This is a genomic window from Selenomonas bovis DSM 23594, from assembly GCF_000381005.1.
Lineage (GTDB): Bacteria > Bacillota > Negativicutes > Selenomonadales > Selenomonadaceae > Selenomonas_C > Selenomonas_C bovis.
The window spans coordinates 37,760-48,531 of record NZ_KB908398.1 but is presented as its reverse complement, the minus strand read 5'-3'; the positions used below and the strand labels follow the sequence as shown (position 1 = coordinate 48,531).

Annotated in this window: 12 protein-coding genes; 9 read left to right on the top strand and 3 right to left on the bottom strand. The window is 64.1% G+C overall.

The features are described from left to right. Window positions 1-221 (top strand): hypothetical protein (locus F599_RS15875; RefSeq protein WP_211209086.1); only part of this gene is annotated, 221 nt, incomplete at its 5' end. A gap of 152 nt (window positions 222-373) precedes the next feature. Here F599_RS15875 and F599_RS15585 read toward each other — a convergent pair. Genes F599_RS15585 through F599_RS0109470 form a run of 3 tightly spaced genes read right to left on the bottom strand, consistent with a single transcriptional unit; the run spans window position 374 to window position 1,482 of the window. Beyond that, a complete protein-coding gene (locus F599_RS15585) occupies window positions 374-535 on the bottom strand; it encodes a hypothetical protein (RefSeq protein ID WP_019543293.1) in 162 nt (53 codons plus the stop codon). Between the two features lie 15 nt (window positions 536-550). Continuing rightward, window positions 551-1,072 (bottom strand): ImmA/IrrE family metallo-endopeptidase, encoded by a 522-nt coding sequence (locus F599_RS0109475; protein WP_019543292.1) that lies wholly within the window; start codon window positions 1,070-1,072, stop codon window positions 551-553. A gap of 5 nt (window positions 1,073-1,077) precedes the next feature. Continuing rightward, a complete protein-coding gene (locus F599_RS0109470) occupies window positions 1,078-1,482 on the bottom strand; it encodes a helix-turn-helix transcriptional regulator (RefSeq protein WP_019543291.1) in 405 nt (134 codons plus the stop codon). Window positions 1,483-1,709: 227 nt separating this feature from the next. On the opposite strand from F599_RS0109470, the gene F599_RS0109465 reads away from it, so the two are divergent. The 8 genes from F599_RS0109465 (at window position 1,710) to F599_RS14050 (ending at window position 10,699) form a co-directional block, all read left to right on the top strand. Continuing rightward, on the top strand, window positions 1,710-2,363 hold the full coding sequence (locus tag F599_RS0109465; protein WP_019543290.1) for an NfeD family protein: 654 nt from the start codon (window positions 1,710-1,712) through the stop codon (window positions 2,361-2,363). A gap of 187 nt (window positions 2,364-2,550) precedes the next feature. Beyond that, window positions 2,551-3,549 carry a flotillin-like protein FloA gene (floA, locus tag F599_RS0109460; protein WP_026327931.1) on the top strand — a complete coding sequence of 333 codons (999 nt, stop codon included), beginning with the start codon at window positions 2,551-2,553 and terminating at the stop codon, window positions 3,547-3,549. A 10-nt stretch (window positions 3,550-3,559) separates the two neighbouring features. Next, window positions 3,560-4,294 (top strand): hypothetical protein, encoded by a 735-nt coding sequence (locus F599_RS0109455; RefSeq protein ID WP_019543288.1) that lies wholly within the window; start codon window positions 3,560-3,562, stop codon window positions 4,292-4,294. A gap of 171 nt (window positions 4,295-4,465) precedes the next feature. Next, the gene (locus tag F599_RS0109450) at window positions 4,466-5,440 is read left to right on the top strand and encodes a polyprenyl synthetase family protein (RefSeq protein WP_020700559.1); all 975 of its coding nucleotides are present in this window, start codon (window positions 4,466-4,468) and stop codon (window positions 5,438-5,440) included. 19 nt (window positions 5,441-5,459) lie between these two features. After that, window positions 5,460-6,038 carry a twin-arginine translocase TatA/TatE family subunit gene (tatA, locus tag F599_RS16270; protein WP_019543286.1) on the top strand — a complete coding sequence of 193 codons (579 nt, stop codon included), beginning with the start codon at window positions 5,460-5,462 and terminating at the stop codon, window positions 6,036-6,038. Beyond that, complete coding sequence (gene thiD, locus F599_RS0109440) at window positions 6,035-6,880, top strand: bifunctional hydroxymethylpyrimidine kinase/phosphomethylpyrimidine kinase (protein ID WP_019543285.1); 846 nt, start codon at window positions 6,035-6,037, stop codon at window positions 6,878-6,880. Before tatA ends, thiD begins: the two co-directional genes overlap by 4 nt. After that, window positions 6,861-8,405, top strand: coding sequence for an SGNH/GDSL hydrolase family protein (locus F599_RS0109435; protein ID WP_019543284.1), 1,545 nt, complete (start codon window positions 6,861-6,863; stop codon window positions 8,403-8,405). Before thiD ends, F599_RS0109435 begins: the two co-directional genes overlap by 20 nt. Window positions 8,406-8,917: 512 nt before the next feature. Further along, window positions 8,918-10,699 carry a [Fe-Fe] hydrogenase large subunit C-terminal domain-containing protein gene (locus F599_RS14050; protein ID WP_019543283.1) on the top strand — a complete coding sequence of 594 codons (1,782 nt, stop codon included), beginning with the start codon at window positions 8,918-8,920 and terminating at the stop codon, window positions 10,697-10,699. Window positions 10,700-10,772: the final 73 nt, after the last annotated feature.

Here is a 10,772-nt window from a genome sequence, read left to right as displayed (position 1 = left end):
CACTCGGTTCTTATTGGCCTGAGAGAATGTCTGGTAAAGTGCGGATAAATCCATTTCATCCACAAAGTGGCGTAGCAGACGGACCGGGTCATCCTTTGGAATTTGAAATTCAAAATTTAAGGGAAGGCAGAGTTGAAAACTTCCGCCGAGGGATGTATAATCTCCTTGTAAAATTTGATTTTGCATATCTATATTTTACGCCTGTTGCCAAGGATTTTTAAGTCCTTGGCAACATTTTTTGCAAACTAAAAGGGGCTGCTACACGTTGTTGATACGTGCAACAGCCCCTTGACTGCGCGTCCGGCAGGAGCGGCTATGACGACGCTTCTATGGGACGCGCATTTTGTTTGTTTTTGGAAAGATATATCGGGCGTCAGGCGGCTCTGCTGGCTGGGCGGGTGGATGCCCTGTGCGAAGTGTTTCTGAGGGAGCGGGGGAGCCGCTCGCTGCGGCGAAGTTGTTCGATGCGGATGGTTTCATAGACGGCGGCGGCAAGCAGGATGATGCCGAGCAGAAAAGTGATGGTGGTCAGCATGAGGATACGCTCCTTTCAGCTGCGGATTTTCTTCAAGAACGCACTGTCGGCGGTGTCGGTGAGTCGGATGTCGTAGCCGAGGCGGTGCATCTCGTTGAGCTTGATGAGGACGAGATTGATGTTGCAGTTCGTGGACTGCGCGACGGAGGCGATATCCATGCCTTCGCGCAGCGCGTCGTAGACCTCGTCGCTGTCGAGCAGGAGATGGGCGGCGAAGGCGTTGGCCTCGTATTCCGTGCGGCTGTTCATGCGGAAGAGCTCGAACTCCTGCAGGCCGTAGCGCGCGAGAGAGCGATGGAGCTGGTCGTGACCAATCTCGTGGGCGAGGACCATGGGGAGCCATGTCTCGTCGAGGCGGTCGTTGAGGAAGATGAAGCGTCCCTTGAGCAGGCTGCAGTACATGCCGAGCAGTTTCTTGTAGCCGGAATCGAAGAGGACGTGGATGCCGATGTCCGCGGCGAGCTGCAGGAGGTCATGGGAAGGGCCGGCGAGTTTGCGGAGCTGCGTGGCTCGCTGGTAACAGGCAAGAGAGTTCATGGCGATCACTTCCTGAAACGCTTGGGGGCGTATTTCTTGTTCTCTTCCTTGGCCAGCCAGAAGGCCTGTTCGAGGGAGCGCATGACGGCGACCTTGTCCTCCTCGGTGAGCTCGCCGCCCGCGAACATGCCGGCGAGCTCGCCGACGAGGGCGCGCGCTTGCGCCATGCCGTGTGCGCCGTAGCGGTCGCTGGCATCGGTGACGAATTGCTCGTTCTCGCCGAAGAGGTAATTGACGTCGACATCGAAGAATTTGGCCATCGCCTCGTAGGTCGCGCGCTGGCGGGGGTAGCGGAGGCCGGTCTCGTAGCCGTTGTAGGTCTGACGGCTGATGCCGCAGCCTGCCGCGACGGTTTTCTGGGAGAGTTCTCTCTGTCTCCTGAGCTGGAGGAGTTTCTGTGCGAGTTTCATGATGCTTGCTCCTTTCACAGGCTGAGGCGGCCTGTCATATATGTCCGTGTTTGTTTGACACTAGGATAGCACAAGTCAAGAAATTAGACAAGCCCCCTGTGAAATTTTCTGCACCGTGCCGTGCGGCGGATTGGCAGGACTTTGCGGTGGGGATGGCGAATATAGGCAGGGAAAGCGTGGTTTTGCCGTGTGCTGGCTGCGCGGTGTCGGCAAGGAGAGAGGAGGAGATGGATGTGGCTGTGGTTACGCTGCCGGCGGTCAAGATGCTCTTGGTCGCCATCATGCTGCTCGGCATTCTCGTGGAGGTCAAGACGGGCGGCATGGGGGCCGGCGTGCTGCTCGGGCTGGTCGCGGCTGCTGTATTCTGGGGCAGTCAGTATGTCGAGGGACTCGTGAGCCTCTATATGGTCGCGGTGTTCTTTGCGGGGATTCTCTGCATCGGCGTGGAGATGCTGCTGCCGACGGCGGGATTGCTCGCGGGCGTCGGTGCGGCGCTGCTGCTCTACAGTCTCGTGCTGGCGCTCGGCGGCGATGTGTCAGCGATCGGCGTGCTGCTCGGCGCTGCTCTGCTGGCGGCGGCGGTGTTCGCGCTCATCGTGAGGCGCCTGCCGTCGAGCCGCCTCTGGCGGCGGCTCGTGCTCAAGGATGCCTCGACGTCGCGCCGCGGCTTCGTGAGTGCACCGCCGCGGGAGTCGCTCGTCGGCAAGCGGGGCGTCGTGCGCACGGAGCTGCGTCCGGCTGGAACGGCGCTGATCGACGGCAGGCCGGTCGATGTCGTGTCGGAGGGCGCGTTCCTGCCCAAGGGGACGGCGGTGCGCGTCATCGCCGTGGAGGGCATGCGCGTCGTGGTGCGCCGCGAGGAGGAGACGGAGACGCGTTGACGTCCGCGCGCAGATCGCGCGGATCACGCGGATGGAGAAAGACGGGGCGGTGCGTTGCCGCTGGCCGGAGAAGGTCGGTGGGTGGTACGCTCCTCTGTAGGAAGAAAGATGGTGCATGGGGCGTTTCCGCCTGTTGCTGGAGATACGGGCGGCGCGCGCTGCTGCCCGTGGGTGAAAGGAGTATGTTATGGCTTCTCTGATTGGTTCCGGATTCTTGCTGCTGCTGGTCTTTTTCGCGGTGCTGCTGTTTTTGCATTTCGTGCCGCTCGGGCTCTGGATCTCTGCGCTGGCCGCGGATGTGAATGTGGGCATCCTGACGCTCGTCGGCATGCGGATGCGCCGCGTGCCGCCGGCGGCGATCATCCTGCCGCTCATCAAGGCGAACAAGGCGGGGCTCGACGTGCAGGTCAACCAGCTCGAGGCGCATTATCTCGCGGGCGGCAACGTCGACAAGGTGGTCGACGCGCTGATCGCGGCGCATCGCGCGCAGATCCCGCTGCCGTTCGAGCGCAGCGCGGCCATCGACCTCGCGGGGCGCGACGTGCTCGAAGCGGTGCAGATGAGCGTCAATCCGAAGGTCATCGAGACGCCGGTCGTCTCGGCAGTCGCGAAGAATGGCATCGAGCTCAAGATCAAGGCGCGCGTGACGGTGCGCGCGAACATCGACCGCCTCGTGGGCGGCGCGGGTGAGCCGACGATCATCGCGCGCGTCGGCGAGGGTATCGTAACGACGGTCGGCTCGTCGGAGAGCCACAACGATGTGCTCGCGAATCCGGACGACATCAGCAAGACGGTGCTGGGCAAGGGCCTCGATGCGGGCACGGCGTTCGAAATCCTCTCCATCGATATCGCGGATGTCGATGTCGGGCGTAACATCGGCGCGGAGCTGCAGACGGACCAGGCGGAGGCGGACAAACGCATCGCGCAGGCCAAGGCGGAGGAGCGCCGCGCGATGGCCGTCGCGAAAGAGCAGGAGATGAAGGCCTACACGCAGGAGATGGAGGCGCGCGTCGTCGAGGCGCAGGCGGAGGTGCCGCATGCGCTCGCACAGGCGCTCAGAGAGGGCAAGCTCGGCGTCATGGACTACTACAACCTGAACAATGTGCAGGCGGATACGGAGATGCGCAATTCCATCAGCCAGGCAGGCGGGGAGAAGCTCGCGCCGCAGCCGCCGGCCGTGAAGTGAGGGGATCGTGATGGAAATTGGCAACATCGTCAAGCTCCTCCTGATCGCGGCGGTCTGCCTCCTCTCTGTGCTGGCGAACGGGAAAAAGAACAGAGCTTTGCGGAGGAGCCGCAGGAAGGTGCGCCTCCTCTCCACGCTGGCGAACGGGAAAAAGAAAAAGCCGCGGGGCACAGGATTGCCGCTGCCGCAGATGCCGCAGCAGGCTCCGCAGCCTGCGCCGCGCTCGCAGGCGACAGGGGAAAAACGGCCGCTCGGCTTTGCCATCCCCCATCTCAAGGGGGCGCCGCAGCCGCCAGCAGGGCCAGATAGGGATGGCGTCTACCGGGAACCGCAGCCGCAGGAGATGCGTCCGCGGCGGGGCGCGGCAGATGCGCAGCTTGCGCTGCCTCCCACGACAGAGGGACGCGTGCTCACGAATGAGGATGCATGGACCGATGCGGAAGGCGTCGTGCGCGAGCCCGGCGTGCTCGCCTCGGAGGCTGCCGAGCGCCTGCGCGAGCAGATGGCGGACGCGGCGCGCGCGGAGGCGTATGCGCTGGCGCGCCGCGCTGAGGAGGCGAGGGCGCGCGCCGAGGAGGCCGCGCGCTACGCAAGCGAGGCCAAGCTTCCCGGTCTGCGGGAGGACGCAGCGCATCGTCGGCGGCTTACGCCGCAGACAGCGCGCGAGGCCGTCGTGCTCGCGGCCATCATCGGCCCGCCCAAGGCGTTTCGGAGCCGGGGATGGCGCGGCGGGCGGCGCACTTAGGCTGCGGCGCGCGCTGCGCGGTCTTGGTTCGTTTTCCAGACAGGCGCGCTGCGCCTTTTGCTTGCGCTCTTGGGATTTACATAGTAGAATAATACAGTATGCTTAGTCAGAGTCATGCAAAAAACAGGAAAACAAAGCCTCGTTTTTGTAGAATAGTTGTAGGTGATGGTTTTGTCGAACGCGATGTTTGATGTGATAAAGGGCGACCTGGAGCAGCTCGAGGAGCGGCTCATCGAGGCGGTCTCGTCCCCGGAGGATGAGCTCGTAACGGAGGTGGGGACGCACCTCGTGACCTCAGGAGGCAAGCGGATCCGTCCCGCGCTCTGCCTGCTCGCCGCGCACGGCGGTCCGGCGTTTTCTCTTGCGCATACGCTGCCGCTCGCGGCGGCGCTCGAGCTCATCCACACGGCATCGCTCGTGCATGATGATGTCATCGACAAGGCGGACACGCGGCGTGGCGCGCCGACGGCCAATGCGAAATGGGATAACAAGATCGCCATTCTCGCCGGTGATTATATCTTTGCGCGCGCGTTCCGCCTCGTGGCGGAGAACAATTACGGCGACCATGTGGCGAACCGCCTCGCCCAGCTCGTCGGCAATCTCAGCGTCGGGGAGATCATCCAGGACAAGCAGATGCACAAGGCCGCGCGAGACGAGGCGGACTACTATGCGCGCATCCAGAAGAAGACGGCGGACTTCCTCGAGATATGCTGTGAGCTCGGCGCGCTCGTCGGCGGCATGGACGCTGCGGCGGCAGAAAAGCTCGCGGAGTACGGCCATTCCATCGGCATGGCGTTCCAGATCACGGATGATCTGCTCGACATCCTCGAGACGAGCGAGCAGATCGGCAAGCCGGCGGGCAATGATATCCGCCAGGGCATCGTGACGTTGCCGGTGCTGCGCGCGCTCGCGGTAAGCCCCGCGCGCGAGGAGCTGCTCGCCATCGTGACGAATCCCGCTATGACGGACGAGATGGTCGCGCGAGCGCTCAGCATCGTCCGCGCGACGGACGGCGCGGCGTTCGCGCAGGCGAAGGCGGAAGCATATCTCGCACGTGCGAAGGAGGTCTTGCCGGAGGCGTTGCCGGAGGAGATCCGCGATGCCTGCGAGCAGGTGGCGGATTTCATCGGACAGCGGAATTTCTAATTCCTTAAGGAGCTACGATATGTTTGGCATCGGATTTCCAGAACTCATCCTCATCCTCATCGTCGGCCTCATCGTATTCGGCCCCGGCAAGCTGCCGGAGGCCGGGCGTGCGCTCGGCAGAGGCTTGAGGGAATTCAAGAAGGCGCAGAGCGCGCTGACGGCGGCGATGAACGCGCCGGAGCCCGCGCCGCGGCAGGCGCAGGCTCCTGTCTCTCCGTCGGATGCGGGCGCGCAGGGAAATGCTGCATTTGCGCCGCAGGCCGCGCAAGCCCCGGGAATGACGCAGGGCGCGCAGGTCTCCGGTATGCCGCAGTCCGCGCAGGCGGCTGCTGCGCCGCAGGCTGCACCGCAGCAGGCCATGAGCGCAGCGGTGCCTGTAGCACCGGCAGCGCCGCAGGCTGCTGCCCCCGTAGCGTCAGCGGCGTCAGTGCAGGCCTCGGCAGATGGCGCGGTACCAGCGCAGGCCGCAGCGTCAGCACTGACGCCGCAGGCGCAGATTCCCGCGGTGCCGCCTGCCGTGGCCGCTGGCTACGCGCCGCCGACGCAGGAGAGCGTGCGCGCGCAGATTGCAGCGCAGCAGGAGGCGCAGACGAAATGAGCAGGGAGATCGTACCCGTCCTCACGATTGCCGGCAGCGATACGAGCGGCGGCGCCGGCATCCAGGCGGACCTCAAGACGTTCCTCGCCCAGGGAGTTTACGGTATGAGCGTCATCACGGCGCTCACGGCGCAGAACACGCAGGGGGTGCAGGCGACGGCCGAGGTGACGCCGGAATTCCTCGCGGCGGAGATCGACGCGGTATTTACCGATATTCCGCCGCGCGCGGTCAAGATCGGCATGACATCGTCGCGGGCGCTCATCGAGGTAATCGCAGCGAAGCTCCAGGAATACCAGGCGGCGCACGTTGTCGTCGACCCCGTGATGGTCGCGACGAGCGGGGCGCCGCTTCTTGCCGCGGATGCCATGGAGACGCTTGTGGAGCGGCTGCTGCCGCTCGCGGAGGTCGTGACGCCGAACATCCCGGAACTCACGCGGCTCACGGGGATCGGCATTCTTGATGAGGATTCTTTCTGCAAGGCAGCGGTCCGCGCGGCGCGCGCCTATGGAACGGCCGTGCTCGCGAAGGGCGGTCATTTCACGGGCCGGGAGGCGCATGATGTACTCGCGCTGCCGGATGGCACGCTGCGGCATTTCCGGGCGCCGCGCAGCAGCAACAGGAATACGCACGGCACGGGCTGCACGCTCTCGAGCGCCATCGCGGCCCATCTCGCGCAGGGCGAGACGCTCACGGCAGCCGTCGCGGGCGCGAAAGCGTACCTGACGGGCGCCATCGGCTACGGCCTCGCGCTCGGCCGGGGCCGCGGCCCGCTCTGGCATGGCTGGTCATTGGAGGACGCGCTTGCGCGGCAGGCGCGGGGATATGGAAGACAGGGAGATTGAGTTGAGAAAGACGGGGAAAACATGCATCCTCCTCGCGGGGCTCTTGTGCCTCGCGGAGGCTTTTTCACTGGCGTCCGCGGCGGCGCAGCCGCAGGCTGCTGCGGCGGCAGTCGCTGCGGCCAGTCAGGCGATGGCTGGCCAGGCGACGAATGGCCAGGCAAACGGCGGCCGGGCAAACGACGATCAGGCGATGCCTGACCAGGCGATGAATCGCCAGGCGGGGAACGGCCAGGCGGCGAACCGCCTGCTGGCGGATGACCAGGCGGCGGCCGGCAGCAGTGCGGCGCAGGTGCCACTGGGCGGCAGCGAGGCGGCAGCTGCGCCGCAGATCGCGTTTCACGCGCGGCGCGTGCGCATCGTCTGGCCCGTCGTGGCGCGCGCCGTGCGCTATGAGGTCGTGCTGCTGAGCGGCCCGGAGGATACGCCGGACAATGTTGTCGCGCGGCAGGACTATATCTATACGAACGGCGTCGAGCTCGACCTCACGCCTTATGGCGATGATGCGGCGGGACTCTACTGGAAGGTCTATCCGCTCGACCATGACGGCCATGCCATCGCGGACAGCACGACGCCGCTGCCCATTGCGTCCGGCACGCCGGATCCCACGGCGCCGCTGCCGACGACGGAGTTCGAGCAGATGGACTACGCGCCGCTCTATCCCGTCTTTTCCTGGATCCCGACGCTCGGCGCGAAGCACCACATCATCGAGGTCTACCGCGAGCGCGATGGGGAGAAAAAGCTCGTGCGCACACTCACGGGCGGTGAATACGACGTCTATGAGGAGGGCGGCTACACGGTGCCGGGCCGCTATGACTGGCGCGTCCGCGCCGTCGATGATGCGGGTATGCCCATCTCTGACTGGTCCGCCTTTTCCTCGTTCGAGGTGACGGCGCCGACGCCCGTGGCGGCGCTCGGCGACAGCATCACGCACGGCGGCGGCGCGATGTCCGTGCCGCCAGGGTATCTCATCTATGACTGGGAGACCTACTCGCCCGTGCCGGTCAAGAATCTCGGTTACAGCGGCAACACGACGGCGGCCATGCTCGAGCGCTTTGAGCGCGATGTGCTGCCGTTCTCGCCGCGCGTGCTCGTCATCATGGGCGGCGTCAACGACTACCGTGGCACGACGTACGGCTCAGAGACCGTCGCGAACCTCGAGGCCATCCGCGCGAAATGCGATGCCTACGGCATCATTCCCGTCTTTGCGACCGTGACGCCCATCAACCCCGGCCTGATTCTGCGCTACGGACAGATCGAGGTGCCGCCCGCAGACTGGCAGGTGCACCGCGACTACATCAACCACTGGATCATGGAGCAGACCTACGCTGTCGATGTGGCGAGCGCGCTGCAGGACGCGAACGGCTGGCTCGACGCGCACTACACGACGGATGGGCTTCACCCGGATGACTACGGCAAGCGTGAGATCGGCGAACGCATCGGCACGTACCTCGCGGCGCATTTCCCGTGGATCACAGACCGCCTCGTGAAGAAGCCCGTGCCCCAGGCACTCCAGACGCAGCCGTAAGGAAGCGCTGATGAAATGAGGTGCTCTGAATTCGCGTAGATGTGCGGAATCTCTCTAGAAGACAAACCGGAGGCGTAACAGCCGAAATGCTCCGCCGCGTTTTGCGCTGAGGCTTGTCGAGGATGAGAGGACCGTGCGGATGCGCAAAGGCAGGGTGCCGGATGAATCCGCGATTCCGTCAGGGACAAAAGCAGCGGGAAGGCAGGACCGACGACCAGGTCTCAGCCTTCCCGCTTTTACTGTAAGGGCGATGCACAATGTCCGCGAAGTGGACGTTTGTGTATGTAGCTTTGGATGCCGCGCGCCGGAGCTGGTGCTGCCTCGCGTACCACACGCCGTATAAATATCTACAGATATGCTGCGGGCTTCATCTCACGGTCAAATCCATGAATTTCCGCCCATAGTCTCTGGAATAAAGTACGGTAGAAAAAACGATGAAACGAAAATAAACAAGACAATACCCTTCGTTTGTGTTATAATGAACTGAGACTAATGGGAAGGCGGTGCCCAAATTGAAAGACGAAGGTCTTATTTACACAAACGAAAATTGTATCGGCTGCAATAAATGCGTCGGCGTCTGTCTCGCGATGGGGGCCTGCATTTCTCAGGTATATAAAGGGCAGACGCACATCGGTGTCGACCCGCTGCGCTGCACGGCCTGCGGCGCGTGCTTTACCGTCTGTGCGCACGGCGCGCGCGGCTATATCGATGATACGGAGCAGTTCTTCCAGGCGCTCGCGGGCGGAGAGCATATCTCCGTGCTCATCTCGCCCGCGGTCTTTGCGCAGTATCCCGACATCTATGGGAACATCCTCGGCGCGCTGCGGCAGATGGGCGTGCGTCACATCCTGCCCGTGGCGTTCGGCGCGGATATCTGCACTTGGGCACAGCTGCAGTACCTGAAGCGCCATCGGCGCACGGGCATGATCTCCTCTCGCTGCCCGGTCATCGTTTCCTACATCGAGCATTTCCATCCGGAGCTCATCCCCGCCCTCATGCCGATCCAGAGCCCGATGATGTGCATGGCCGTCTATGCGCGCAAACATCTGCATATCGAGGACAAGTTCGCCTACATCGGTCCGTGCATCGGCAAAGCGTTCGAGAAATGGCGCAATCAGGAGCGCAAGTGCGTGGCGTACAACATCACGATCCGCTCGCTGATGAAATACCTGCGCGCCCGCGGCCTGGGCGAGCAGACGGCGCAGGAGGAGCTGAGCTACGGACTCGGCCTCTATTATCCGGCGCCCGACGGGCTCGCGGCGAATCTCAACTGGTTCCTCGGCGACGAGGAGCTCGTGCGCTCCGTCTCGGGAAAGCGCACGGCGTATGAGTGGCTCGAGCGCAACGCGGAAAAGATCGCGGCGGGCGGGATGCCCTTCACGCTCATCGACGTGCTGAACTGCCGGGACGGCTGCCTCGAGGGCACGGCGACGGAGGAGGGCTGCAACCGGCACGATGAGGCGTACTATACGCTCATGCGCCGCCGCCGCGGCTGCGAGTACCTGCACCACGAGGGCCCGTGGAGCAGGAAGCTCCCGCCCTGGGAGCGGCGCGAGCTCTTCGAGGCGCGTCACGCGGGGCTCGAGCTCTCCGACTACCTGCGGACGTATCAGGATCGCTCGGCGCAGTGCCAGGACTGGGAACCGTCGCCTGAGGAGGCGGACGCCATCTACGAGAGCATGCACAAATACGACGAGGCCTCGCGCCACATCGACTGCTCCTCCTGCGGCTACAGTACCTGTGCCGATATGATGAAGGCCATCTACAACGGCTTCAACGACTGCCACAACTGCATCCACTACGAGCAGGCGGAGGCCGACCGGCTCGAGAAGCTCAGCCTCTCCGATGCGCTCACGGGCGTCTGCAACCACAACGCCTACCTGCAGGAGACCTCCTACGGCGCAGCGACGCCGGGGCCGGGCACGGTGTTCGTCATGGCGGATGTCAACGGACTCAAGCGAGCGAACGACACCCTCGGCCACGCCGCGGGCGACCGGCTGCTGCGCACGGCGGCGCAGTATCTCGCGGCGCTCTTCGGCAAGGAGCGCGTCTACCGCGTGGGTGGCGACGAGTTCGTCGTGCTCGTGACGGACATGGCGGTATCGCAGGCCGCTGCGCGTCTGCGCGACATCCAGCAGCAGCTCGAGGAGATGGACGTCTCGATCGCCGTCGGCACCGCGGCATGCGACGCTGCGCATCGGAGTTATAAAGAGCTCAAGGCAGAAGCGGACGCGGCGATGTACAAGGACAAGATGAAATGTTACGCGCGCCACGGCTGGGAGCCGCGCGCGTGAGATGCGTCTTGAGGAATCACGGATTCATCCGGCACTTTGGACGGCCGCGGCGGCCTGCTCCGGCAAATGGGAA

Bases quoted from the DNA above. Each gene is read 5' to 3' on its own strand.
- F599_RS0109465 (WP_019543290.1), top strand. From the start codon at position 1,710: ATGGATGTGGCTGTGGTTACGCTGCCGGCGGTCAAGATGCTCTTGGTC.
- thiD (WP_019543285.1), top strand. From the start codon at position 6,035: ATGAGCAGGGAGATCGTACCCGTCCTCACGATTGCCGGCAGCGATACG.
- F599_RS0109470 (WP_019543291.1), bottom strand. From the start codon at position 1,482: ATGAAACTCGCACAGAAACTCCTCCAGCTCAGGAGACAGAGAGAACTC.
- floA (WP_026327931.1), top strand. From the start codon at position 2,551: ATGGCTTCTCTGATTGGTTCCGGATTCTTGCTGCTGCTGGTCTTTTTC.
- F599_RS0109455 (WP_019543288.1), top strand. From the start codon at position 3,560: ATGGAAATTGGCAACATCGTCAAGCTCCTCCTGATCGCGGCGGTCTGC.
- tatA (WP_019543286.1), top strand. From the start codon at position 5,460: ATGTTTGGCATCGGATTTCCAGAACTCATCCTCATCCTCATCGTCGGC.
- F599_RS0109475 (WP_019543292.1), bottom strand. From the start codon at position 1,072: ATGAACTCTCTTGCCTGTTACCAGCGAGCCACGCAGCTCCGCAAACTC.
- F599_RS15585 (WP_019543293.1), bottom strand. From the start codon at position 535: ATGCTGACCACCATCACTTTTCTGCTCGGCATCATCCTGCTTGCCGCC.
- F599_RS0109435 (WP_019543284.1), top strand. From the start codon at position 6,861: ATGGAAGACAGGGAGATTGAGTTGAGAAAGACGGGGAAAACATGCATC.